This is a genomic window from Paraburkholderia sp. J76, from assembly GCF_905220295.1.
Classification (GTDB): Bacteria; Pseudomonadota; Gammaproteobacteria; order Burkholderiales; family Burkholderiaceae; genus Paraburkholderia.
The window spans coordinates 233,662-257,583 of sequence record NZ_CAJMZJ010000001.1 but is presented as its reverse complement, the minus strand read 5'-3'; the positions used below and the strand labels follow the sequence as shown (position 1 = coordinate 257,583).

Here is a 23,922-nt window from a genome sequence, read left to right as displayed (position 1 = left end):
CCTTTCGATCGATTTCGTTGGCTGATTCATCGCGCGATTTATGGCGTGATTTATAGCGTAATACGCACGCTGCGCTGCATCGCACAGTATCCGTTGCGCGCTTCTACACAACACATTGCACGGCGTACACATCGAAACCGCGCCGCGCGGTTCGGGACCACAATGTGCGGTAGCGCGCAACGCAGGGAACGGCTCCAGGAGGCCCCCATGAAATGTCTGCGAATCTACGCCGACCCCCAGGGCGAGTCCCATTTCGAGGACATCGATATTCCGCTCACGCCGCTGGAGCTTTTTCCCAACATCCCGCCCATTTATCTTTCGACGTGGCAACAAACAAAGGCCGTGCGCTTTGGCTGGGTGCCCGCGGGCCTCAAGGAGGCGGACTGGCACACCACCCCGGTTCGTCAGTTCGTGCTCTGGATGACCGGCTGGGTCGAGTTCGAAACCAGCGACGGCGACACGCGCCACTGCGAGCCCGGCACGGTCGTGCTGTGCGAGGACACCGTGGGCAAGGGTCATCGTTCGCGCCACCCTGAGGAAGGCCAGTTCAACGTGTTCATTCCGCTCGCCGATTGACCGCGACGAACGCTCGCGGCACACCGCATTCCACATTTCACGCCTGCGCGCCGCCCAGCACGAGCCGCCCTTCGAGCCCGCCTTCGGGCCGGTTGCGCAGCGTGAGCTGGGCGCCCATCGCCACGGCGAGCTGGCGCGAGATCGCAAGGCCGAGACCCGTGCCGCCCGTGCCCCGATTGCGCGAGGTTTCGAGCCGGTAGAACGGCTCGAATACCTTTTCGAGCGCGTCTTCGGGAATGCCGGGGCCGCTGTCGAGCACCGAGATCGTGACGGTCTTGTCCTGCGGCGACGCGCTCACTTCGATAGCCGCCGTGCTGCCGTATTTCAGCGCGTTATCGACGAGATTGCCGACAATGCGCCGCAGCGCCTGCACGCGCGTAACGATCGCCACGTCGAGGCGGCGCTCGAAGGTCACGGGCGAGCCCGCATCCACGTAATCGCATACGAGACTGTCGAGCAGCGCGTCGAGATCGACGCGTGCGGCCGCTTCGCCGGTGCCGTGCAGCGTGCGCGCGTACGCCACGCCCTCCTTCACCAGTTGCTCCATTTCGTGCAGGTCCTGCGCGAGCTTGCCCGCCTGCGCTTCGTCGTCCATCTGGTCCACACGCAGGCGCATGCGCGTAATCGGCGTCTGCAAATCGTGCGAGATGGCCGCGAGAATCTGCATGCGCTCGGCCACGTGCGCCGCAATGCGCTGCTGCATCGCGTTGAATGCGCGCGCCGCGCGCGCGACTTCGGAAGGCCCTTCTTCCTCCAGGCGCTCCGCCTTCAGGTCCGGGCCCAGCGCGTCGGCCACGCGGGCGAGTTCGTGCAGCGGCCGCGTGGCCGTGCGCACCGCGAACCAGCAGCACGCCGCCAGCACGACAAGCTGGGCGACGAGCACCGCCGGCAGCCAGCCCGACAACGGCAGCGCCGGGCCCGGGCGATAGTCGATGGTGAGCGGCGAGCCGTCCGAAAGCCGCAGATGGATCTGCAGGCGTTCGCCCTTGCCGGGCACCGAATTGGTCGTGAGCGCGTACTTGCCGGCAAGTCCCGCCGCAATGGCCGAGGCCACGCTCTTCGAGCGGCTCGCGTCGGGCGGCTCGCCGGGCGTGCCGGGACCGAGAATGAAACTGTAGGTGCGCCGCGCGAGCTGCGGCAGCCACGCCGCGCGTTCGGCCGCGGGCAGATGATCGAGCAACGCGACGGAGATGGCGACTTCGCGCGAAATGTAGTCGGTCATCATGTTCGCGGTGGCGTCGTTGCGCTCGGTCATCGTGAGCTTGAACGACAGCAACTGCGCAAGCGCGAGCCCGACGCACAGGATCAGGGCCAGGCGCGCGAACAGCGTGCGCGGCCAGTGCGGCGCGCTCATTGCCGCGCCGCCCGCGAAACCAGCGGCGCGCGGCGGCGGCCCGCAAATCCATCGGCGTGCATGTTCGAACTCCGTGTGCAGGGAATGGTGGGTTTATACCGCATGCCGCGAGCGGCTTTGTATCTCACTGTATCGGCGCGAGTGCGGGACACAATACATTGCAGGCCGGTTCGTTTTACGGCGTTTGCGGCTTGTGCTGCGGTGCGGCATGGGCCATGCCGGCGATATCGTTCGTCCCGGCCCACTCACGCACGGCCTGCGCGAAGAGGCGCAGCGCGGCGGGCGGATGGCGATTGGCCGGACAGTAAAGGGAGAGCCCCGAAAACACCGGCCCCCATTCGGGCAGCAGGTGAACGAGCCGCCCGGCGGCCACATGCTCGGCCACGAGCGATTCCGGCACCCACGCCACGCCCACCCCGGCGAGCGCCGCATCGACCATGAGGTTGGGATTGCCGAGGGTGAGCGCGCCGTCCACGTCGATGCTGGCGCTCTTGCCGCCGTGCGCGAAATCCCAGCGGAATAGCGCGCCGCTCTCGAAGCGAAAGCGGATGCAGCGATGCTGCGCGAGGTCGTGCGGCGCGCGCGGCGGCGCGTGCCGCGCCAGATACGCGGGCGAGGCGACCGCGCCAAAGCGCATGTCCTGCGTGAAGCGGATGGCGATCATGTCGCGCGGCACGTCTTCGAGCAGGCGCACGCCCGCGTCGAACCCGCCGGCGACAATGTCCACGAGCCGCGTATCGACCACGAATTCCACGCGGATGTCCGGATAACGGGCGAGGAAGTCCGGCAGCACGTGGCGAATGAGCGGGCGCGCGCCCGATTCCGAAGCGCTGATGCGGATCGATCCCGAAGGCCGGTTGCTCGCGGTCGCGACGTCGTTTACGGCGTCTTCGAGATCGGCCATCGCGGGACGCACGCGGTTGAGCAACTGCTCGCCCGCCTCGGTCAGCGCCACGGAACGCGTGGTGCGGTTCAGGAGGCGCACGCCGAGCTTCGCCTCCAGGTTGCGCACGGTATGGCTGAGCGCGGACGGCGAAACGCCCAGCGTGCGCGCCGCGCCGCTGAAGCTGCGCTGCTCGGCGATCGTCACGAAGGCCGTCAGTTCGGATAAACCGGTGCGCATCATTTATGAATTCCTCTCAATACCTCATGCAATCTTAGCGGGATTGTTGAGCGGGACACAGCAACCTACACTCGACGGGTAAAGGCGGCTCCGGGCAAACGTCGAGGCCGCACGTCCCATCGCTTTAAAGGAGCAAAACATGCAAAAGCGCACACTCGGCCAGAACGGCCTAGAAGTTTCCGCATTGGGTCTGGGCTGCATGGGCCTGAGCTTCGGCTACGGCCCCGCCACCGAAAAGAACGACGCCATCCGTCTGATCCGCACGGCGTTCGAGCGCGGCGTCACCTTCTTCGACACGGCCGAAGTCTACGGGCCTTTCGTCAACGAAGAACTCGTGGGCGAAGCGCTCGCGCCCATTCGCGACCAGGTGGCGATCGCCACGAAATTCGGCTTCCAGGACGGCGACTCGAAGAAGCCGATGGACAGCCGGCCCGAGCGCATCCGCGCCGTGGCCGAGGCGTCGCTCAAGCGCCTGAAGACCGACCGCATCGACCTCTTCTATCAGCATCGCGTCGATCCGAACGTGCCGATGGAAGACGTGGCGGGCACGGTGAAGGACCTGATCCGCGAAGGCAAGGTAAAGCACTTCGGCCTTTCCGAAGCGGGCGAGCAGTCCATTCGCCGCGCTCACGCCGTGCAGCCCGTGGCCGCGCTGCAAAGCGAATACTCGCTGTGGTGGCGCGAGCCGGAGCACAAGGTGATGCCGGTTCTGGAAGAACTGGGCATTGGCTTCGTTCCGTTCAGCCCGCTCGGCAAGGGCTTTCTGACCGGCGCGATCGATGAGCGCACGTCGTTCGATCAGAGCGACTTCCGGGCTATGGTGCCGCGCTTTACGGAGGAGAACCGCAAGGCCAATGCGGGACTCGTCGACGTGCTGGGCCGTCTCGCCGAAGGCAAAGGCGCGACGCGCGCGCAGATCGCGCTGGCCTGGCTGCTCGCACAAAAGCCGTGGATCGTGCCGATTCCTGGCACTACCAAGCTTTCGCGTCTCGACGAAAACGTCGGTGCGGCCAGCATCGAGTTGAGCGCGGGCGATCTCGCCGATATTGAAGCTGCGCTCAAGGCGATTCAGGTGGTGGGCGACCGATATCCCGCGCAGTGGCAACAGCGGGTGGATCGCTAGGCTCGCGCGCGCGGCCCGCTCACACCCACAGACGGTACATCCAGAACGACTCGTCCTCGACATAGCGCTGCGCGAAGTCGGTGGGCGAGAAGCCGGTCATGCGGCGGGTCGTGCGGCTCAGGTGCGCCTGATCCGCGAAGCCTTCGTCGTGGGCGAACGCCGCCCAGTCGAAGGACTCACCGTTGGCGAGGCGCTCCGTTGCCGCGAAATACGCGCCCTCGGCCTTCACGAGCGAGTGCCACTCGCGCAGCGAACGCCCGCTGTAAGCCTTGATGCGCCGCTCCACCTGGCGTGCGCTATGCGTGTGCCCCCATTCGCGCGCCTGCCAGGCGAGACGCCCCACCCAGCGGCGGCCCGCCTCGCGCAGCGTGGCAACGGCGGAGCGGTGGCCGCGAACCGCATACCAGCGGAGCGCGAGATGGGATTCGAGCGCTGCGAGCGCCTGCGCATCGTCGGCAGTGCGAAGCAAGGCGTCCAGGAGCGGCATCCACTCGCGGCCCAAGGTTTCGCGCGCGCACAGAAAACGGTCGTGAACCGCGGCCAGATCGAGATCGAACAAAGCCTTCGCTGCATCGGCGTTGAAACACACCATGCCGCCGAAGCCCGTGCCAGGCGCCCAGCTCGTGGTGGGCTGCGACTGGCTGCCCGAGAGCGTGATCGCCGTGCCGAACGGCCGCCACCGCGGCCCGTTCGCGGTCGATTCCAGGAGCCCCGCATCCAGGTCGCGATACCACGAGACACACACGAGCGGCGAGGCCGGGAAATGCGAGAGGCGTTGCGCGTCGTTCAGGTCGAAACCGCGCGTGTCGCGGCAGGCCACCGCCACGATGGCATCCGCCAACGCCGCAGGCGGCGGATAGAGCCGCGCGTGCGGATGCCCGGCGCCGCGCAATACGCGCGGCGCGCGCGCCCATCGGTCGGGGCAGACAATCGGGCTGGAAGGCGTTGCAGTGGACATGACCGCGCAGTATAGGCGAGCGCCGCAAGAGCGTCGATGTCGTTTGCGTTCAAGACGCGCGGGCGCCGGAGGGTGTGCAATGCCAGGCATGAATACGCCATCGACCCCTCAATGCCCTTTCCACGCGAAGCGCGACGGGAAGCCGCCAACGCCCGCGCCCACCGGCACATGGCCGCCCGGCCCACCCGCCGGGCTGACCGGCTGGCGCTTGTTGCGCCAGATGTCCCGCGACCTGCTCGGCACGCTCGCGCAGTGGCAGCGCACCTACGGCGACGTCGTGCATGTGCGCACGTTCCCCGAGCACGCGATCATGCTGACCGACCCGCAGCTCGCACGCGACCTGCTGGTGACGCATCACGACGCGCTGATCCGCTGGGAACGCGGCACGGGCATTTTCGCGCAATTGCACGGCCACAGTGTGCTGACATCCGAAGACGATGCGTGGCGCGTGAAGCGCCATGCGATGCAGCCCGGCTTCACGCCGAAAACCGTACAAGCCTTCGTGCCGGGCGTGGCGGCGGCAACGGCAGGCGCGCTCGCGCAGTGGCCGTCGCATGACGCGCGCTGGCCGGTGGAAACCGCGCTGACCTCGCTCACCATGGACGTGATCTTGCGGATGATGTTTTCGGCGCAAATCGGCGCGCAGGCTCGCGAGGCCGAAGACGCCGTGCGGGTGGCGAGCGAAGCCGCCAACGCCGAATTCTATTGGCCCGCCAGCGCGCCCGACTGGATGCCCTGGAAACGCGCGAAGCGGCGGGCGATCCGCGTGCTGAAGGATCTCATCGCGCAGCATCTGCAAGCGCGCCTGGCGCTTTGCGCTGGCGCATGGCCCGACGACCTGCTCTCGCGGCTCTTGCATCTGCATCGCGAAGACCCGGCCACATGGCCGCTCCAGGCGGTGCGCGACGAATGCATGACGACCTTTCTCGCCGGTCACGAGACGACGGCGGCCACCCTCACGTGGTGGGCATGGTGCATGGCCTCGAATCCTTCGGCACAAGCCGCCGCGCGCGCGGAGGTGAGCGAGGTGCTGCAAGGCCGTGCGCCGGGCGCCGACGTGCGCACCGCGCTGCCGTGGCTCGCGCAGACCCTGGAGGAAACACTGCGCCTCTACCCCGCCGCACCGGTGCTGATCAACCGTCGCGCGACGCGAGCGGTGGAACTTGGCGAGTGGCGGTTTCCGGCGCGCACGCTGTTCATGTTGCCCGTGCAATTGATGCAGCACGACGCGCGCTGGTTTGCGGAGCCGTCCGCGTTCAAGCCCGAGCGCTTCGCCCGCGACGCCGCGCCTGCGCAGCGCGGCGCGTGGTCGCCATTCGGCATGGGTCCGCGTGTGTGCCTGGGTCAGCATCTGGCCATGACCGAGATGACGGTGATCGCGGCGATGCTGTTGCAACGCTACACGCTCTCGGTGCCGGACGGCGCAGCGGCCCCGCGCCCCGTGCTCAATGTGACGCTAAGGCCGCAGGCGCCGCTGCATCTTGCGCTCGCACCGGCTTAGCCCAGCGGTTCGCGGGGATCACTGCGCCATGGACTGCGCCCATTGTCCGAACACGCGCCGAACGCTCGAGAGCCGGCGGCGGAGTAAAAGCGCTCAGTGCGAAATGCTCTCCAGCGACTTGCCCAGCGTGCGCGGCCCCATCAGGCCGATGGCGACCATCACGAGCGCCATGGCGCCCGCGATGAAAACGAACACGCCTGTCACGCCGAACTCCTTGAGCGTGAAAGCGATGACGAACGAACTGAACACGGCCGAAAGCCGGCTCCACGAATACACGAAGCCCACGGCGCGCGCGCGAATCGCTGTGGGATAAAGCTCCTGCTGGTACGTGTGATAGGTGAACGAAATGATGTTGCCCGCGAGCGTCAACAGCACGCCAAGCGTGACGATCGCCACCGCCGCCGACGCCTGGCTGAACAACAGGCCGCTCACGATATTGATCGCCGCCATGCCGACGATCACATGCTTGCGCTCGAAACGGTCGGCAATCCAGTAGCCGAGCAGCGGACCGAGCGGCGCGGCGAGTCCGATCACCGTGGTGTACATGAGGCTCGACGTGACGGTAATGCCTTGCTTCACGAGCAGCGTGGGCACCCAGTTCGCGAAGCCAAAAAAGCCCACCGTCTGGAAAATATGGAAGACGATGAGCATGACGGTGCGTTTGCCGTACGGCGGCTTCCACATGTCCGCGAATCCTGCCTTTCGCGGCACCGGGTCGGCGGCGCCTGGCGCGGGCAGCGGCGCTCCGTATTGCCGCGCCACCTTGTCTTCGAGGTCCGCCAGCACCGCAGCGGCTTCTTCGGTGCGGCCCTTGCCTGCGAGCCAGCGCGGACTCTCGGGCAAATTGCGCCGGAAGTACCAGACGAAGAGCGCGCTAATGCCGCCGAGCAGCACGACCCAGCGCCACCCATCGAGCCCCAGCAGCGCACGCGGTACGAGCAGCCACGAAAGAAACGCCACGACAGGCACGGCCGAAAAGCCGATGGCCTGGCACACCGCGAACGCTCTGCCGCGCAAGTGTTTTGGCGCAAGCTCGGAGAGGTAGGTGCCGATGGTCACCAGCTCGACGCCAATGCCCACGCCGGAAACGAAGCGCCAGAAGTTCAGTCCGCTCGCCGTATCCTGGAAGGCCATGACCGTATTCGCCGCGACATACCACAGCAGCGACCACGTAAAGATGGCGCGCCGGCCGAAGCGATCGGCGAGAAAGCCGCAAGCGGCCGTGCCGATGAAGAGGCCGCAAAACAGCGCGGCGATGAAGCTCGCCACACCCGAGGTGCCGAAAAGGCCGGGGGTGGTCGAAGTGAGAATGCCGCTTTTAACGAGACCCGGCGCAACATAGCCGGTGAAGAGCAGATCGTACAGTTCGAAGAAGAACCCGAGGCTCAGCAACAGGATCAGCTTCCATACCGCGCGCGTGGCCGGAAGCCGGTCGAGACGGGCCGATATTGTGCCGTACTGCGCGCTGCCTTCGGCCAGCGCGTTTGCATCGGCGGGTGTTCCATGGTCTGCGGCCCGCACGCTCGCCGTGCCCTCCAGAATGGCCATGTTTGTCTCCAATGTAGTCATTCGATTCAATGGTTCGTTACGCCGCGCTCACCGGTAGCGCTCTTTCAATTCGTCAAACGACGCGATCTCGCCCGCGAGGGCGCTCGCCACGACCGTTGGCGGGCTCGCGAGCCAGACGCGGCCAGGCCCCGAGCGCCCCGGAAAATTGCGGTTGATCGCGCTGATCGTGACCTGACCCGCGTCGACGGAAGACCCCGGTCCGCAATTGGCGCATGCGCCGCATGAAGGCTGCAGGAGAATAGCACCGACCTGCTCGAACGCGGCGATGTAACCGCGCCGCACGCAATAGTCGCGCACGTCGGACGTACCGAATTGCAGATAGAGCTTCACCTCGGCGGGCACGCGTATGCCGCGCGCCGCCGCCCACGCCAGCACTTCGTGGTAGTGGTCGAAGTCTTCGCGCTTGCCTGCCGTGCACGAACCGCCGTAGGCGATGTCGATGCGCGGCCTCGCTTCGAGGTCATGCAGCGCAATGCCGTTGCCGGGGTCGCCCGGCGCGGCGAGCATCGGCGAGAGGCGCGCGCAGTCGATGTCGATGACTTCGGCGTAGGTCGCGCCCGGGTCGCTGCACATCCACGGCTCGATGGCGAACTCGATGCCGCGGCGCTCGCGCAAAAAGCGCACGGTTTCCTCATCGGGTGCCACGATGCCTGTGAAGCCGCCCAGTTCCGCCGTCATGTTCGTGAGCGTCGTGCGTTCGTCGGTGCTCAATTGCATGATCGCGGAACCGGCGAACTCGAACACTTTTCCTACGCCCGCGCCGGCGCGAATGCCTGGTTGCGCGAGCAGGTGCAGCACGAGGTCTTTTGCCGTCACGCCTGCGGGAATCGGGCCGTGGAAATTCACGCGCAGCGACTGCGGCACGGTCATGCGCACCGCGCCCGTTACGAACGCATTCGCCATGTCGGTCGTGCCCACGCCGAACGCGAGACACCCGAGCGCGCCGCTATGCGGCGTATGCGAATCGGTCCCGGCGACGACCTGACCCGGCAGCGCGTAACGCTCGGCCATCATCGCGTGGGAAATGCCTTCCGAGCCTTCTTTTATGCCGCCTTCGAGTTCGCTCAGATAGCCGTGGTTATGCACCCCATAGTCGTGCGCGAATTGCCGGTGCGCAGCCGAAAGCTCGCGCACATCAGGCAGCAGTCCATTGCGCACATGCAGCTCGCTCCTGTGCGAATACGAAAGGTGATCTTCGAACGCGAGCAGGGTTTCGGGCTCATGCAGCGCAAGCGGCTTGCCGAACGTGGCATGCAGCATGTGCGCGGCCATCCCCGTGTAGTACTCGTGGATGAAACGCCAGTCCGCGCGGACGAAAACGCCTGCGCCCGGCGCGAGCGATTCGCCGGTGTGCCCGGTGCGTAACACGTGACGCTCGAGGATCTTCTGCGCGAACGTGCGTGGGGCGTGATTGGCGGACTGCGAAACAGGCTCGATCTTCCGCATGTATTGCGCGCCGTATTTCAGCAGGCCGCCGCTGCGCAGAATCGAAGCCGCCAAACCGTCGCGGGACGCCACCAGCTCTTCGACGTCGATCGGCTCGCCGCGCCGGATGCGCTCGATCAGCCCGAAATCCGTCGACGTAAACAAGCCGATGTTGTCGGCGTTCTGTCGATAGATGCGCTCGAAGCTGCGCGCGATGACGAGCCGGATGCCCGCACGATATTCCGCCAGCGGGCTGTGCTCGCGCGACGATCCCTTGCCGTAGCGGCTCCCCGCCACGGTCACGCTGAACCCGCCATTTCGTATGGAATCCATACCAATGGGATTGCGCCCGCCCGCCTGAAAGCCGACGTAGGGCACGCGGCCGAGGCGATCGTCGAAGCGCGTGAGCACGCTCATGGGCGTGATCTCGTCAGTCGAAACGTCGTCTCTCAATGCGTCTGGCGTGAAGCCTTCCCGATCGGCGTCACGCCTGTCGCCATGCAATTGCCGCTCGACCTGCTCCGGGTCATTGCAAAGAAATAACATGCGGCCAGTCAATTCCAGTGTTGCCATCCCCTTTCTCCTTGAGGGGAAATCTAGACGGCAGGAAGCGGCGAGACGAAGTGCTCGATCGGCAAAGGGGGCATCGCCGTTCGCGATGTCCTCGTTAACCCTCGCGCTGCACGAGCGTATCGATCAGGGCCTGCACGGCCCTCAGGCGCGGCGACTTGCGCAACGCGTGCAAGCGCAGGCTGCGGCTCGTCGCCCACGGTTCGTCCAGAGGCCGGCGCACGAACCCCTGCGAGCCCGCGAAGGCCGACGCCGCACTGGTCGGCACGATGCCGATGCCAAGCTGGGCCTCGACCATGCGGCACTGGGCGTCGAAGCTGTTGACCGTCACCGGAATCTTGAGCGGCACGCGCGCAGCGGCGGCGCGCTCCTTGAGGAGCTGGTCGAGCGAGCCGCCAGCCTGGAGCGCGACGAGCGGAAAACGCAGCACGTCGTGGAACGTGAGCGCCTGCATCGCGGCCAGTTCGTGTTCGGGCGGCAGCACGACCATGAGCGGGTCGTCGGCGAAGTGCCATGAATCGAGCGCGCCGGGAGTCCTGCCGTTCGCGGAGATGCCCACGTCGGCGCGATCTTCCATGCAGGCCCGCACGACCTCGTCGCTGATCTGTTCGGTCAGGGCGATTTGCACGAGCGGATAGCGCGCCTGAAAGGCCTTGAGCCGCTCCGGCAGAAAGCCAACGATCGCGGACGCATTCGCGAACAGGCGCACGACGCCCGCCACCTCGCCGCTGAGCGACTGAACTTCGCGCGCGAGCGACTGCAACTGGTCGTGCACCGCCGCCGCGCGAGAAAACGCGTGGCGGCCCGCCTCGGTCAATTCGACGCCGGAAGGAGAGCGGATGAGCAAAGGCAGCCCCATTGCCGCTTCCAGATCCGCCATGCGGCGGCTGAGTGCGGAAGGCGCAATGTGATTGCGGCTCGCCGCCCGGGCAATGGAACCTTCCTCCACGACCGAAATGAACAGTTCGAGGCTATAGGGATCGATGCGCATGCCCGCCATGATATCAGTCACGTCAATTAAATTCCGACCCGATTTAAATCAGAAAGGCATTTAAAAGGGAATATAGGCCAAGGAATTAATTACATCAGCGCACTTCAGACCGCTCAAAAACTGCCGATAAGCCTGCAAATAGCGGGCGAATACGTAATCGATGCAGCAAGCATTACCGTCTGGATTTGAGGTAATTAATACCTTGCTATTCGGCAGAAATTCACTAAGTTTCGGTAATTGGAAACGGGTGTGAATTCGTGTGACATTTTGTTACGTCTGATTTTCACATGCCAGGGGGAATTATCGGTAACATCCGCCGCGCGTCTGACTTCACGCAGTGACTTCGTAATCTTCGTCCGAAAATATTGCGCACGTCTCCCTTCTTCAGGGATCCAGCGTAAGGCCGAAATTCCCGACGGGGTAGCTGTTGCAACGGTGAAATATTTACCCGCGCGACAGCCAGGGACAGATACGCACCTTCGCCATTAGCGCGAACCGCGCGGCGCACGCAGCGGGCGCACGGCTCATCGAGCCGTTGTGCACCGTCCGCCCAAACTCATTCTTCAGACCTAAGCCAGCCTCTGGGCGCGCCGCGCGCGCCGTCGCCGGCTGGGCGTCGCTTTGTCTTTTCAAAAAACGATGAAACTCTTTTATCTCCTGCTGTCCTCGTCGCTGTTTCTCGCGGCGTGCGGCGGCGGCGGTTCCGGAAGCCCCGGCGACGCAACCAATGCCTCGGCCACGCCGCAAAATACGAGCGGCACGAACAACAGCGGCGCGAGCCCGGCCGGAAACGCGACGAAGGCGGGCACGAACGCGGCCAGCGCCAGCACGCCCGCGCTCCAGCCTGGAACGATGACCTGCGACTCCGGCTCGAAGTCGAGCGCAAGCGCCGGCAGCGATCTCGTTTCCGCCGATACGCCGACCACGCAAAGCGGCCGCATCTTCGCTTCGGCCACGGCGTTCCCCGTTGCCTTCACAACGAACGCGCCCGCCGCCGACACGCTGATCTGGTCGATCGCCGACCAGTTCGGCAACGTGGCCGCGAGCGGCCGCCTGCCCGTGACGGCAGGACCCGTGACGACCACGCTCTCCTGCAACTCCACGCTCGCAGGCTACTTCGCCGTCACCGCTACGCTCGCCACGGCAGGCGGCCAGTTGCCCCAGCTCGGCACGCGCCCCGCGGGAACCGCGACCTTCGGCGTGCTGCCCGATCTGGCCAACGTCGTGCCGGCCGTCACGTATCCGCACCAGGACCTGCATCGCTTCGGCATGCAGGGCGAGGACGACAACACCTCCGTGCTCTCCTCGCTCGGCATCTCGTGGACGTACGACCATCGCGAGCTGTACAACATGGAGCCCAACGGCCCCAACACCTTCAACCCGAACGCGAACAACCTCGATCCGTTCTACACGACGAGCAAGGTCATGCGGCTCGTGCGTCTGGACGGCATTCCCGCGTGGGCGAGCCCGACAGGCGCGTTCGAGGACGAAGCGCTTCCGCCCACCGATCTCGCGTACTACCAGAACTACATGGCTCGCATCGGCACCGAATCGAATATCATTCGGACGACTTATTTTCCGGACCAGGCGGCCAATTACTACCAGCTCACCTGGGAACCGGATGCGCAATGGCAAGGCACGAATTCGCAGTTCGTGCAGCTTTACCAGACCGTCTACCAGGGCATCCATTCGACCGACCCTCACGCCGTCGTGATGGGTCCCACCGATACGGCGCCCTCCGGCACGGCCGACCAGCTCAAGGCGCTCGCGCCGCTCGGCTACGCGCAATACATCGACGGCGTGACGACGCACGGCTACTACGACATCAACGGCACGTCGCCTTCGTATGCGCCCGAACGGCTCGCGACCGATCCGGCCAACGCATCGGGTTCGCTGATCGGGCAAATGCGCGCGCTGCGCAGCGAAATGGCCGCCGACTACAAGCCGGGCATGAAGCTGTTCAGCACGGAGCTGGGCATCAGCTATGACAACGGTTCGTCGTATGGCGCGAACTATCCGACCGCCAACGTTCTGTACGCACAGGGCGCACTGGTGGCGCGCAGCCACGCGATCATCCTGGGCGAAGGCGCCGATCAAACCTGGATCTTCTATGGCGCGGATTTCCCGGGCCTCGTGGGCTACGGCACGTTCTTCGATCTCGCCGACGCGCAGGGCCAATACGGCGCGCAGAACATCAGCCCGAAGCCGGCGGCGATGACCGTCGCGGCGATGACGCGCATTCTCGACGGCACGAACACGCTCGGCCCGGTGAACGGCACGCCCTCGGGCGTCTACGCCTACGCGTTCCGGCAGTTGAACAACGGCGCGGTCATCACGGCGCTCTGGACGCACAACAACAGCGTATGGAGCGCGAGCAGCGGCTACAGCTCGACCTATAGTGTGAATTACAGCCTCGCGGTGGATGCGCCCGGCACGAGCGGCACGGTGACCGTGCTCGACGAAATGGGCAATCCGACGACGAAGAGCTACGCCAATGGCCAGCTTTCGCTGAGCCTGACCGAATCGCCGGTGTATGTGATTTCGCAGAACGCCACGGTGGCGAGCACCAATTCGACGCTGCCCGCGGGCTATACGCCGAACTAGGCGACAGCGCGGCCACGTGGTCGCGTGGAAGCTTGACCCACGAGGCGCCCGGCTCGCGGACACGATTCCGCGGGCCGGGCGCTTCGTCCGTTTTGCCATCGCGCGGTTGTCAACGAATCGGAATGTACGCGAGAATATGGCGTTCCCGCCCTGGCGCAACACGGGCCGCTGCGGCAAAAATGAACGAAAATGCTGTACGAAAATGCCGCGGACCCACTGGAAAGAAATATGAAACGACTGTTACTCGCCGCGCTCGCCGCCGCCTCGTTTGCAACCTGCGCCCATGCCCAAAGCGACGCGGCGGGCTCGTTCGCCACGCCCGCCGGCACGGTCCAGTTCGTGCGCGATGACCGCGACTTCGTGGCGGTCCTCGGCAAGGACATCTTCGACCGCTTCGACGCGAAAACGCTCGCGCATTTCGACGAATTGGGCCACGACAACAGCACGATCACGCGCATGCTCGTGCAGACCGCCTACGGTCCGGTCCTGTACGACTTCCGCCGCACTCCGCCGCTCGTGCAGCACGTGAGCACGCGCATGACGGTCAAGCGCGTGTTCTGGCAACCCGACGAAGTCGTGATGCAAGGCTCGGAAGGCTGGTTCCGGCTCAGGAACGGCGCGCTCACGAAGCTGCAATCGTCGACAACCACCTACCGCACCAACTAGGCCGGTTCAAGGTCAAGCGTCCTTCTCCTCGCCCAGCGGGTCACGCGCCGCGATCTTCAACTGGCGCAGCTTGTGATAGAGCGTTTTCTTCGGCATGCCCAACTCGTCGCTCGCCTGCGCGACGTTGCCGTGATGGCGCCGCACGGTGTTCTCGATCAGCATGCGCTCGAAGTAGGCAAGCTGGTCCGCGAGCGTCTCTCCTTTCACCGTCGCCGCGCCCGCCGAAAGCAGGCTGTCGCCGGTGAGACCGAGCACGAAACGGTCCGCGACATTCTGCAGTTCGCGCACGTTGCCGGGCCACGCGTGCGTCATGAGTTCGGACACCTGCGCGGCGGTCACGACGGGCGCGGGCGTGCCGAAGCGGCGCGCGGCCGCGAGCACGAAATGTTCGAATAGCAGGGGTACGTCTTCGCGCCGCTCGCGCAGCGGCGGCAGTTCGATCTGCGCCACATTCAGCCGGTACAGCAGGTCCGCGCGAAAGTTGCCTTCCGCCGAGACTTCGGCAAGGTCCGCCTTCGAAGCGGCGACGATGCGGCAATCCACCGGAATCAGCTCGTTCGCGCCCAGGCGCTCGACCACGCGCTCTTGCAGCACGCGCAGCATCTTGATCTGCAGCGGCAGCGGCATCGTTTCGATTTCGTCGAGAAAGAGCGTGCCGCCGTTCGCCCATTCGATCTTGCCCACGCGCTTTTTGATCGCGCCCGTGAACGCGCCCGCCTCGTGCCCGAAGAGTTCGCTCTCGAACACCTGCTCGGGCAGGCCGCCGCAGTTCAGCGCCACGAAATGCGCCTCGCGCCGCGCGCTGAAGTCGTGCAGACTGCGTGCGATCAGCTCCTTGCCCGTGCCGGTTTCGCCGGTGATGAGCACCGACACCGACGTATCCGCGAGACGCAGAATCTTCTTGCGGACTTCCGCCATGGCCGGCGACTTGCCGAGCACCAGCGCCTCGATCCCCTGCCAGTTGCGCAGCGAGGCGCGCAGGCCCTCGACTTCGAGCGTGAGCCGCCGCTTCTCCACCGCGCGCGCCACGCGGCCCGCGATCACATCGGAAGAAAACGGCTTTTCGATGAAGTCGTAGGCGCCCACGCGCATTGCGCTGACCGCCGTCGAAATATCCGCATGCCCGCTAATTAGCAGCACTGGAATTTGCGGATCGATTGCCATCACGTGATTCAGCAGTTGCAGGCCGTCGATGCCGGGCATGCGCACGTCCGAGACGATCACGACAGGCGCGCCCGGCGCGATCCCGGCACAGGCATCGGACGCCGACGCATACGCGCTCACCGGAAAGCCCGCCAGCGCCACGGCCTGCTCCACGCCGATGCGAACATTTTCGTCATCCTCGACCACCAGCACCCGAATCTCATCTGCCATGTTCTGTCCTTTGCGGCCCGGCTGCCGCGAATTCGATCGTGAAGCGCGCCCCGCCTTCGTCGCGATTGGTTGCGGTGATTTTCGCGCCGAAGCCTTCCACAATGCGCGACGTGATCGCGAGCCCGAGTCCCAGGCCCTGCCCGCGCGGCTTGGTCGTCACGAACGGCTCGAACAGGTGCGCGAGCACATCGGGCGCGATGCCGGGGCCGCTATCGTCGATGGTAAAGCGCACGCGCCCTTGCGAATCGGGCTCGCTCGCCTCCATCGCGATCGCGCGCGTGTTCGCGTCGCGCACGGCGTCGAGTGCATTGCCCAGCAGATTGACGATCACCTGCTGCAACTGGCTCGATTCCGCGTACACCGTCGTGCCCGGCGCGATGCGCACGTCGAGGCGCACCGCTTCGTCGCGAATGCGCGACTCGTAGATGAGCCGCGCATGCGCGACGGCCTCCCCAAGCGACACTGCCACGCGCTCCACTTCGGGCTTGCGCGCGAATGCCTTCAGTTCGCTTGTCAAAACCGCCATGCTGTCCACGAGGCGTCCTACGCGCTCGAGATTCGCGATTGCCTGTGCGGGTTGATTGCGCTCGAAGAAGGTACGCGCATTGTCGCAGAGCGTGCGGATTGCGACGAGCGGCTGGTTCAACTCGTGCGTGAGCCCCGCCGCCATCTGGCCGATCACGGCGAGCTTGCCGGCGTGCACGACTTCCTGCTGCGTGGCGCGCAGCCGCTGCTCGGTGCGTTCCCGCTCGGCGATCTCGCGCTGCATCTGCGTATTGGCCTGGGTTAGCGCGGCGGTGCGTTGCGCGACGGTCGTTTCCAGTTGATCGTTCGCGCGCCGCAACGCTTCTTGCGCCTTGAGCTTTTCCACGATCGCGCGGCGGCGCTGCGCCGCATACAGCGCATAGAGCGCGGCGATCAGAAATACGCCCGTCACGAACGCGAACGCGAGGCGTTGCTGCCGCCGCGCGCCCGCCGTGTCGAGCAGCACCATGATCGTGTCCTGCCCCTGCGGCGCAGGCCGTGACATCACGAGAAAGCGGGCCGTGCGGCCCGCGCGGCGCAGGTCAGGAAAGACGCCGATCCACGCGTTGTCGTTCCAGTCGCCGACACGCCGGTACGGCAGCGCCTCGACAATACGGCCCGCATATTGGCGCGAGGCCTGGATGTCGCGCTGCTGCGGCCCGCTCATCGCGCGCATGGCGGTGAATTTCCATTCGGACTGCGTAGCAATGACGATCACGCCGTTGCTGTCGACCACGATCGCCGCTTCGCCAGGCGTGCGCCACGCCGATTCGAGCGCGTCCACGCTGACCTTCACGGCCGCCGCGCCGATCGACTTGCCGCCATCCTGGATCGCATTGGCGAAGTACAGCCCCGGAATGCCGGTGTTCGTGCCGATGCCGAAGAAGCGGCCGCGGCCCTGTGCGAGCGCGTCCTTGAAGTACGGCCGATACGACACGTTGGTCCCGACGAAGCTGACCGGCTGGTTCCAGTTGCTCGCGGCGATCACCGTGCCATGCGCGTCGATCACGTCCACGGCGCCGCTGCCGACATCGTCGTTGACCGCTTCGAGATAGGCATCGACCGAGGGCGTCAAGGCGCGCGCTTCTTCAGGCGACGCTTTGAGCAACGCGCGCACGCTATCCTGGCGCGCCACGAGCGCGGGCACCATCTCGAAGCGTCCCAGCTCGCTTTTCAGGCTCGCCGAGTAGAGATCGAGCCGATGCTCGCCCACGTCGACCAGCGCGTCGATGGCGCGGTTCCATGCGAACTCCACTGCCGCGGCGGCCGCGCCGACATACAGCACGGCCGCCGCCGCCCATCCCCATAATGGAATGCCCTTGTAACGCTTGCGCACGTTCACCCTCGTCGATTGGCTGCCGCCGGAGGGCGGTTCAGCGGATACCGCGCGCCCGATTCGCCGGCGCCGTTATCGCGCGGGCGCGTGCGAGGGGCGCGCAGCCCCGCGTCACGCGCCGAAGTGAGCGAGCAGGATGAGCGTCACGGTCACGACGATGGCGCCGCCGATGCGCGTGGCGATCTGCGCGAACGGCATGAGCTGCATGCGGTTCGCGGCGGTGAGGATCGCCACGTCGCCGGTGCCGCCCTGCCCGCTGTGGCACGCGTTCACGATTGCGGTGTCGATAGGGTACATCTTCATCAGGCGGCCCACCACGAAGCCCGTGCCCATGAGCGTGATGACGGTCGCGGCAATCGTCACGACATTGACGAGCGTGAACGCGGCCATGAGCTTGTCCCACGGCGTCATTGCCACGCCGATGGCGAACAGCAGCGGGTACGTGACCGCGGTCGAGAAGAACTTGTAGACCACGAACGCGCCTTCCTGCAGCGGCGGCGACACCGCGCGCGCGAGCTTCACGAGCACGGCGAGGAACAGCATCGCGACCGGCGCGGGCAGGCCGAACAGCTTGTTCGCCATCAGGCCGATGAGGTACAGCGTGATCGCCGTGACTCCCGCCGCGGCGATGTGGCTCACGTCCACGTGGCCGCGAATTTCCTCGTTCGACGACCCCAGTTCGTCGGTCGCGCCGACTTGCAGACGGCCGTTGCCGGTGAGATGCGGCATGCGCTTGCCCAGCATGTCGAGCATGCCCGAGAGAACGATTGCGATGAGGCTGCCGAGCATCACGGGCGGCAACACCTGCGCGAACAGATCGCCTTGCGCCACATGCATGATTTCCGAGTAGCCGACCGAAAGCGGAATCGCGCCTTCGCCCACGCCGCCCGCCATGATCGGGACGACGATATAGAGCAGCGTGTGTTTGACGCCCAGGCCAAGCGCCGCGCCCACAGCCGTGCCCACGATGGTCGCCGCGACGGTGCCCGCCGCAAGCGGTATGAAGATCTTCAGGAATCCTTGAATCAGCACGCGCCGGTCCATGCTCAAAATGCTGCCGACGATAATCGACGCGATGAAGAGATAAAGGAAATTGGTCTGCTTCGTGAATTCGACCGTGAGATGCTGCACGGGCTTGGGCAGCACGTGGTAATACACGAGCGCCGAAGGCACGAAGGTCGCGAGAATGGCCGCCGCGCCGATATTGCGCAGGAGCGGCAGACGCTTGCCGAGTTCCGCGCACGTGAAGCCGCAAAAGGCGAGCACGGCGATGGCCATCGAGATCTCGCCGGGCACCTTGCCGGTAACGGCGAAGCCCGCGATCAGCGCGAACAGGATTATGTAGACCGGCAGCGGAATGATGCCGATGCGGATTTCCATCAGCTTCCACCAGCCTTCGGGCCAGAAGCGGGTTTGCGTCGTCGGGGAGGATGACTCGGGCGTCGCCTGAGCCACGTGGGATGCGGATGCGCTGTTCTGCACGGGATGTCTCCTTCGTTTTCGCGACCGGACTGCGTCGCGTCTCCGGTGCTTGTTTAATAAGGGGCGCGGCCGATTGGTGTTCGGGCCGCTGGACACCGGTAAAGCAGCAGCCGTGCCAGCGCGTGCCTCCTACTCACATTGAGCATAAGTATTTGATTTAGCTACTTTTTTATGCGGATGATGGAGGTGCGCGAAGCGCTGCGATCCGAAAATTCAGAATCGGGCCGAGCCACAGGCCGAAATCTCGGCCTGTGGATTCATCCAGCTATTCAATGCCTGAATAAAAGTGGCTTTTATTCAGGTTTATACAGGAATCCTGATTAATTTCAGAAAAAAAGCGAAGCCCGAATGGGCTCACTTCAAGGAGGAGGTTTTATTGCTGCACCGCGCCTTTCATGACGCGCACGACATCGCCCGGCTCGATGCTCGTTACGTCGGCCGGTCCAACGAGCGGCGAGCACCTGAAGAAGTCGTTTTCCACGTAGCGGGTTCGCGGATCGATATCGTCGCTAAACAACGCCACAGTCGGCACGCCCGCCGCGTGCGCGATATGCAACAGGCCCCCATCCGCGCCGACGAACAGCTTACTCTGCCCGATGAGCGCGCGGCATTCGTGAATCTTCAACTTGCCGACCAGTGAGTCGAGCTTCAGATTCCTGAATGACATTGCCGTGAGATTATTGGCTTCGTCGAGCCCGTTATCCGAACCGACCAGGACGTATTGATAGCGCGACAACTCGGGATCGTCATCGAGCCGCGTAAGAACGTCGGCCCACTTGCCGTAGATACGGTTCGATTCCCTGCCGCCAACCGAAATCGCAATGCTGCCGGCCCATGCTTGCACCGGAAAATCGAGGTTTTGCGGCGCGTCGAGAATCAGCCGCGAATTCCTGTACAACGCCGCTTCGTCGATTCCGGAATTCAGGATCTTGTTGAACGAATAGTAGCTGAACTGAATGTGGTTGAAATTGCGCCCCGCATACCATCCGATCAAGCTCGTAAATCGGGCGTGGCCGGCATAGCGGATTTTCTCCTTGATGACGCGAATGCCCATCTTGTTCAAAATAACGAAATCGTATTCGCCGAAATCGACTTCGCGGTAGTCGGTATAGACTTTCGAAAAATAGCGGTCGTGGCGGAACAACTCGGCGAGACAAGGATCGAGCACCACGTCCAGCTTGTACGGCGTGCCGCTGAGGAGCGCGCGCCCGGAAAGGTCCATCAACGCGTCGCCGAGATTATTGACGCCGCTGTAGAACAACAGGATGCGCGCGCCCGGGCGCAACTGCGCCGCTTCCGTATACAGACCCAGTTGGCGGTTGAGTGACAGTATCGACCACTTGTGCAGTTGCTTCTTCAGAAGCGAAAGTTTTTTATATGCAGAAAGGCTCTCGACCTCATCCTGAACGATTTCCGGATGAGGAACGCGAAGACTCTTGCTGATAAAACCGCGGACCGTATCGACTTTCATTGTTGACTCGGCAGGCGCCTGCCCAACGCATCCGTAAGATTTGACCGAGCGGCTATTATGCCACCCCGTGCGAAGGCCACGGAACGCGCAGGGTATGATTGAAAAACAGACGTCGCGGCTACGCAAGCCGGGCGGCAAATTGCACGGCGTTCGCCATCATCACAACGGACCCTTTCGTCAATGCGCATTTTCGGAATCAGTCTTTACGTCATCATCGCGCTGCTCTTTGCGGTGCACGCCATTCGCAACCAGCAGAACATGTACTGGCTGCTGATCCTGTTTCTTTTCCCGGGCCTCGGCAGCCTCGTCTACTTCTTCGTCATTTATTTGCCGAGCCTGCGTCAATCGCGCGGAGCGAGGGCGACGGGCCGGGCCATTTCGCAACTGGTCGATCCCAATCGCGCGGTGCGCGAGGCGCGCATGGATTTCGACCGCGCGCCGACCGTCGCGCACCGTATGCGGCTAGGCGCGGCCCTGCTCGACGCGGGCAACCCCGCCGAAGCGCTGGCGCATTATCAGGCGGCCGCCACCGGGCCGTTCGCATCCGATCCCGCTTTGCTCGAAGGCCTCGCGCGCGCGGAGTTTGCCAACGGCAACGCCGCGGCTGCGCAGGAGACGCTGGAAAAGTTGTTCGCCGTCCAGCCTGTCGCCAGGCAGCAGCCGGACCCCGCCTTGCTCTATGCGCGCTCACTGGCCGCGAATGGCGCAGCGGGCACGCGCGCCGCGTTCGAAGCCGCGCTCTCGTGCGCGAGCGACGCCGCGCCGCGCTGCCTTTTCGCCGACTGGCTGGCCAGGCAGCCCGGCGATGCCGACCGCCAGCGCTCGCGCGAGCTTTACGCCGATATCGTGCACGACGCGAAGCACTGGCCGCGCCACGCCCGCGAGCACAATAGCGAGTGGCTGCAACGGGCTCAGGCCGCGTTGAGCCGGTAGCCGCTTAAGGCGCGACGCGCGCGCACATGCGCCGGTACGCGGACGGCGTCATGCGGTACGCGCGCCGAAACCAGCGGCCCAGATGGCTCTGGTCGGCAAAACCCACTTCCGCGGCAACCTGGGCCGGCGTGCGCCCCGCCGCCAGCAGCTTGCGCGCGGCGCGCAGACGCAAGCGCACCAGATACGCATGGGGCGAGGTGCCGAACTCGCGCTGGAACAAGCGCGTCAAACGAAAACGGTCGATGCCCGAGGTATCGACGAGTTCGTCGAGTCCAATGTTCGCGCTCATGTGCTCGTGCAGCAGGTCGCGAGCGCGAGCCAGCGCGGGCGGCGCGGGAGTCGCCGCCGCAGCGGTATCCAGCAGATGGCCGGCCAGGTGTTCCAGCAAGCGGTCGAGCGCTTCATCGCGAGCGAGCCGGCCTTCCTCGCCGTACAGCGCGAGACAAGCACGGCGGATTGCAGCGGTGAGGCGCGGGTCGTCCACGAGCGTCCGGCCGAATGCGGCCTCCACGCCGCTCAGGCCCGCGATGTTCAGCCTGCGCGCCGCACGCTCGACCCACGGCTGCGGCAGATACAACATCGCGTAAGTGAAGCCGCCCGGCTCGGGCGCGTGGCCATCGTGCAGCGCGCCGGGCTCGATCAGGATCGCCCGGCCCGGCACGCTCGTGTGCAGCGCCCGGTGACACTGAAAGCGCTGCACGCCCTGTTCCGTGTAGCCGATCAGCATGTCGTCGTGATCGTGGGGGTCGTAGGCGTGACCGCTGAAATGCGCGCGCAAGCTTTCGATGCCCGTCTGCGCGTCGCGCCGTGCGACGAGCCAGTGATCGTTCCGGCCCTTAGCCGCCGTCGCGTTCGTCATCGCGCGTCTCGTTCCCGTAGCCGGTTTTCATCGCTCAGTCGTCAAATTCGCCGGCCTGCAGCGCTTCGTCGAAATCCGTGATCCACGGGGCGAAGTGATCGGTGTTGTAAGTGGCCGTCTTGCCGTTGGCGATGCGCGTGACGCATACCTGCCGGATCGCCGCGCGCTCGCCCTCGGCGACGGCTTTCTCTGTGTCCGAGATCCGGAACTCGCTCGGGTCGAGCCCGCGGCTCGCGAGCACGGCCTTGACGTCTTCCTGTTCGTCCCATGAAAACTGGGCGAAGTCGTGGGCTGCCATGTCGTCTCCTCTTCTCCGGGCGCCGTCAAGGATTGCACGGCGCGACGGGCAATCCTTCGGCCTTCCAGCGCAGCATGCCGCCCGCGAGATTCGCCACCTTGCCGAAGCCCGCCTTCGTCAGCAACACGCTTGCCTGCGCCGAGCGCACGCCCGAACGGCACACCGCCACCACGGGCCGGTCGCGATCCAGTTCGCCGATGCGCGCCGTGAGTTGCGAGAGCGGCACGAGCATCGCATCCTGCAGATGGCCAAGCTGGTCGATGAACTCAGGCGCCTCGCGCACGTCCACGATCTGGAGCGCCGCCGCATGCTCCAGCAGCGCCATGGGCTCGATTTCCCACACGCCGCTAAAACGCAGCGTGAGCGGCGCCCAGTCGGGCGTTTCCTGGATCGGCGCGTCGCCTTCGGGCTTGCCGCAGCGCATGTTGGCGGGCACTGCCACGGCCATCTGCTTGGGGTGCGGCAGATTCAGGTTGTGCATGTAGCCCGCGAAGTCACCGAGATCGACGTCGCCGCCCAGGCGCGGATTGAAGCGCCGCTCCTCGGCCACGCTCGTCACCGTGATGCCGCGATAGTCGTGCGCGGGGTATAGCAGGCAGTCGCCGGGCAGCGTGAGAATGTGCTCGCGCACCGACGCGAAAAGCTGCTCCGCGCTCCCGCCCTGAAAATCGGTGCGGCCGCAGCCGCGTATCAAGAGGCTGTCGCCGGTGAAGGCCATGCTCGCGTCGTCGAGCACGTAGGTCAGGCAGCCGCTGGTGTGCCCGGGTGTGGCGCGCACCTCCAGATGCCGCTTGCCGAACGCGATGCGATCCCCGTGCCGCAGCGCGCGGTTCACGCCTTCGGCGCCCACCGCCGCGGCGAGCGCGATCTCGCTGCCGCTGCGCTCGCGCAAGCGCCACGCGCCCGTGACATGGTCGGCGTGTACGTGGGTGTCAAGCGTCGCCAGCAGGCGCAGGCCCAGTTCCTGCAGAAGCGCGAGGTCGCGCGGCACCTGCTCGTAGACAGGGTCGATCAGCAGCGCCTCGCCGCTTTCGGGGTCGCCGAGCAGATAGGTGTAGGTAGACGATACAGGGTCGAAAAGCTGGCGAAAAATCATCGCGGCTCCCTGTGAAGGCAACGGAATGCAAATGCGTGGTGCATTTCGCAGTATGACGCATCCGCTTTCGGGCGGGCTGTTCGACGTG

At 65.2% G+C, this 23,922-nt stretch carries 19 protein-coding genes; 6 read left to right on the top strand and 13 right to left on the bottom strand.

Annotation, left to right across the window (positions count from 1 at the left end):
- The first annotated feature begins 207 nt into the window (after window positions 1-207).
- Window positions 208-576 carry a cupin domain-containing protein gene (locus tag U5768_RS01175; protein ID WP_322028548.1) on the top strand — a complete coding sequence of 123 codons (369 nt, stop codon included), beginning with the start codon at window positions 208-210 and terminating at the stop codon, window positions 574-576.
- A 37-nt stretch (window positions 577-613) separates the two neighbouring features.
- On the opposite strand, the gene U5768_RS01170 is transcribed toward U5768_RS01175, so the two are convergent.
- Both U5768_RS01170 and U5768_RS01165 read right to left on the bottom strand, forming a co-directional pair.
- Complete coding sequence (locus U5768_RS01170) at window positions 614-1,930, bottom strand: ATP-binding protein (protein WP_322028547.1); 1,317 nt, start codon at window positions 1,928-1,930, stop codon at window positions 614-616.
- 175 nt (window positions 1,931-2,105) lie between these two features.
- Window positions 2,106-3,056 (bottom strand): LysR family transcriptional regulator, encoded by a 951-nt coding sequence (locus U5768_RS01165; RefSeq protein WP_322028546.1) that lies wholly within the window; start codon window positions 3,054-3,056, stop codon window positions 2,106-2,108.
- Between the two features lie 136 nt (window positions 3,057-3,192).
- On the opposite strand from U5768_RS01165, the gene U5768_RS01160 reads away from it, so the two are divergent.
- Window positions 3,193-4,176: an aldo/keto reductase gene (locus U5768_RS01160; protein WP_322028545.1), complete on the top strand. Its 984-nt coding sequence runs from the start codon at window positions 3,193-3,195 to the stop codon at window positions 4,174-4,176.
- Between the two features lie 19 nt (window positions 4,177-4,195).
- Here U5768_RS01160 and U5768_RS01155 read toward each other — a convergent pair whose 3' ends face one another.
- Window positions 4,196-5,134, bottom strand: coding sequence for a helix-turn-helix domain-containing protein (locus tag U5768_RS01155; RefSeq protein ID WP_322028544.1), 939 nt, complete (start codon window positions 5,132-5,134; stop codon window positions 4,196-4,198).
- A gap of 88 nt (window positions 5,135-5,222) precedes the next feature.
- On the opposite strand from U5768_RS01155, the gene U5768_RS01150 reads away from it, so the two are divergent.
- Window positions 5,223-6,635 carry a cytochrome P450 gene (locus U5768_RS01150; RefSeq protein WP_322028543.1) on the top strand — a complete coding sequence of 471 codons (1,413 nt, stop codon included), beginning with the start codon at window positions 5,223-5,225 and terminating at the stop codon, window positions 6,633-6,635.
- A 93-nt stretch (window positions 6,636-6,728) separates the two neighbouring features.
- Here the strand turns inward: U5768_RS01150 and U5768_RS01145 are convergent, their stop codons facing one another.
- The 3 genes from U5768_RS01145 to U5768_RS01135 all read right to left on the bottom strand — a co-directional run bounded on the left by U5768_RS01145 (window position 6,729) and on the right by U5768_RS01135 (window position 11,190).
- Entirely contained in the window at window positions 6,729-8,183 is a 1,455-nt protein-coding gene (locus U5768_RS01145; RefSeq protein ID WP_322028542.1) for an MFS transporter, read from the bottom strand.
- Window positions 8,184-8,231: 48 nt separating this feature from the next.
- The gene (locus U5768_RS01140; protein ID WP_322028541.1) at window positions 8,232-10,202 is read right to left on the bottom strand and encodes an aconitase family protein; all 1,971 of its coding nucleotides are present in this window, start codon (window positions 10,200-10,202) and stop codon (window positions 8,232-8,234) included.
- A gap of 94 nt (window positions 10,203-10,296) precedes the next feature.
- A complete protein-coding gene (locus U5768_RS01135; RefSeq protein ID WP_322028985.1) occupies window positions 10,297-11,190 on the bottom strand; it encodes a LysR family transcriptional regulator in 894 nt (297 codons plus the stop codon).
- Window positions 11,191-11,829: 639 nt separating this feature from the next.
- Here U5768_RS01135 and U5768_RS01130 point away from each other — a divergent pair.
- Both U5768_RS01130 and U5768_RS01125 read left to right on the top strand, forming a co-directional pair.
- The gene (locus U5768_RS01130) at window positions 11,830-13,794 is read left to right on the top strand and encodes a hypothetical protein (protein ID WP_322028540.1); all 1,965 of its coding nucleotides are present in this window, start codon (window positions 11,830-11,832) and stop codon (window positions 13,792-13,794) included.
- Between the two features lie 228 nt (window positions 13,795-14,022).
- Complete coding sequence (locus U5768_RS01125) at window positions 14,023-14,460, top strand: hypothetical protein (protein WP_322028539.1); 438 nt, start codon at window positions 14,023-14,025, stop codon at window positions 14,458-14,460.
- 12 nt (window positions 14,461-14,472) lie between these two features.
- Here the strand turns inward: U5768_RS01125 and U5768_RS01120 are convergent, their stop codons facing one another.
- The 4 genes from U5768_RS01120 to U5768_RS01105 form a co-directional block, all read right to left on the bottom strand.
- Complete coding sequence (locus tag U5768_RS01120) at window positions 14,473-15,834, bottom strand: sigma-54 dependent transcriptional regulator (RefSeq protein ID WP_322028538.1); 1,362 nt, start codon at window positions 15,832-15,834, stop codon at window positions 14,473-14,475.
- Window positions 15,824-17,695 (bottom strand): ATP-binding protein, encoded by a 1,872-nt coding sequence (locus tag U5768_RS01115; protein WP_322028537.1) that lies wholly within the window; start codon window positions 17,693-17,695, stop codon window positions 15,824-15,826. The genes U5768_RS01120 and U5768_RS01115 overlap by 11 nt, the downstream gene beginning before the upstream one ends.
- A 111-nt stretch (window positions 17,696-17,806) precedes the next feature.
- The gene (locus U5768_RS01110; protein ID WP_322028984.1) at window positions 17,807-19,150 is read right to left on the bottom strand and encodes a 2-hydroxycarboxylate transporter family protein; all 1,344 of its coding nucleotides are present in this window, start codon (window positions 19,148-19,150) and stop codon (window positions 17,807-17,809) included.
- A 400-nt stretch (window positions 19,151-19,550) separates the two neighbouring features.
- Window positions 19,551-20,774 (bottom strand): glycosyltransferase family 9 protein, encoded by a 1,224-nt coding sequence (locus U5768_RS01105; protein ID WP_322028536.1) that lies wholly within the window; start codon window positions 20,772-20,774, stop codon window positions 19,551-19,553.
- A 54-nt stretch (window positions 20,775-20,828) separates the two neighbouring features.
- On the opposite strand from U5768_RS01105, the gene U5768_RS01100 reads away from it, so the two are divergent.
- Window positions 20,829-21,581 (top strand): hypothetical protein, encoded by a 753-nt coding sequence (locus U5768_RS01100; protein ID WP_322028535.1) that lies wholly within the window; start codon window positions 20,829-20,831, stop codon window positions 21,579-21,581.
- Window positions 21,582-21,585: 4 nt separating this feature from the next.
- Here the strand turns inward: U5768_RS01100 and U5768_RS01095 are convergent, their stop codons facing one another.
- The 3 genes from U5768_RS01095 to U5768_RS01085 are packed head-to-tail and all read right to left on the bottom strand — an operon-like array spanning window position 21,586 to window position 23,834.
- Window positions 21,586-22,440 carry an AraC family transcriptional regulator gene (locus U5768_RS01095; RefSeq protein WP_322028534.1) on the bottom strand — a complete coding sequence of 285 codons (855 nt, stop codon included), beginning with the start codon at window positions 22,438-22,440 and terminating at the stop codon, window positions 21,586-21,588.
- 34 nt (window positions 22,441-22,474) lie between these two features.
- The gene (locus U5768_RS01090; RefSeq protein WP_322028533.1) at window positions 22,475-22,738 is read right to left on the bottom strand and encodes a hypothetical protein; all 264 of its coding nucleotides are present in this window, start codon (window positions 22,736-22,738) and stop codon (window positions 22,475-22,477) included.
- Window positions 22,739-22,763: 25 nt separating this feature from the next.
- Window positions 22,764-23,834, bottom strand: a complete 1,071-nt coding sequence (locus tag U5768_RS01085; protein WP_322028532.1) for an MBL fold metallo-hydrolase — start codon at window positions 23,832-23,834, stop codon at window positions 22,764-22,766.
- Window positions 23,835-23,922 lie beyond the last annotated feature (88 nt).

What these genes read in the sequence shown, in the direction of transcription:
- U5768_RS01175 (WP_322028548.1), top strand. Translation starts at nt 208, where the DNA reads ATGAAATGTCTGCGAATCTACGCCGACCCCCAGGGCGAGTCCCATTTC.
- U5768_RS01170 (WP_322028547.1), bottom strand. Translation starts at nt 1,930, where the DNA reads ATGAGCGCGCCGCACTGGCCGCGCACGCTGTTCGCGCGCCTGGCCCTG.
- U5768_RS01165 (WP_322028546.1), bottom strand. Translation starts at nt 3,056, where the DNA reads ATGATGCGCACCGGTTTATCCGAACTGACGGCCTTCGTGACGATCGCC.
- U5768_RS01160 (WP_322028545.1), top strand. Translation starts at nt 3,193, where the DNA reads ATGCAAAAGCGCACACTCGGCCAGAACGGCCTAGAAGTTTCCGCATTG.
- U5768_RS01155 (WP_322028544.1), bottom strand. Translation starts at nt 5,134, where the DNA reads ATGTCCACTGCAACGCCTTCCAGCCCGATTGTCTGCCCCGACCGATGG.
- U5768_RS01150 (WP_322028543.1), top strand. Translation starts at nt 5,223, where the DNA reads ATGAATACGCCATCGACCCCTCAATGCCCTTTCCACGCGAAGCGCGAC.
- U5768_RS01145 (WP_322028542.1), bottom strand. Translation starts at nt 8,183, where the DNA reads ATGGCCATTCTGGAGGGCACGGCGAGCGTGCGGGCCGCAGACCATGGA.
- U5768_RS01140 (WP_322028541.1), bottom strand. Translation starts at nt 10,202, where the DNA reads ATGGCAACACTGGAATTGACTGGCCGCATGTTATTTCTTTGCAATGAC.
- U5768_RS01135 (WP_322028985.1), bottom strand. Translation starts at nt 11,190, where the DNA reads ATGCGCATCGATCCCTATAGCCTCGAACTGTTCATTTCGGTCGTGGAG.
- U5768_RS01130 (WP_322028540.1), top strand. Translation starts at nt 11,830, where the DNA reads ATGAAACTCTTTTATCTCCTGCTGTCCTCGTCGCTGTTTCTCGCGGCG.
- U5768_RS01125 (WP_322028539.1), top strand. Translation starts at nt 14,023, where the DNA reads ATGAAACGACTGTTACTCGCCGCGCTCGCCGCCGCCTCGTTTGCAACC.
- U5768_RS01120 (WP_322028538.1), bottom strand. Translation starts at nt 15,834, where the DNA reads ATGGCAGATGAGATTCGGGTGCTGGTGGTCGAGGATGACGAAAATGTT.
- U5768_RS01100 (WP_322028535.1), top strand. Translation starts at nt 20,829, where the DNA reads ATGCGCATTTTCGGAATCAGTCTTTACGTCATCATCGCGCTGCTCTTT.
- U5768_RS01095 (WP_322028534.1), bottom strand. Translation starts at nt 22,440, where the DNA reads ATGACGAACGCGACGGCGGCTAAGGGCCGGAACGATCACTGGCTCGTC.
- U5768_RS01090 (WP_322028533.1), bottom strand. Translation starts at nt 22,738, where the DNA reads ATGGCAGCCCACGACTTCGCCCAGTTTTCATGGGACGAACAGGAAGAC.
- U5768_RS01085 (WP_322028532.1), bottom strand. Translation starts at nt 23,834, where the DNA reads ATGATTTTTCGCCAGCTTTTCGACCCTGTATCGTCTACCTACACCTAT.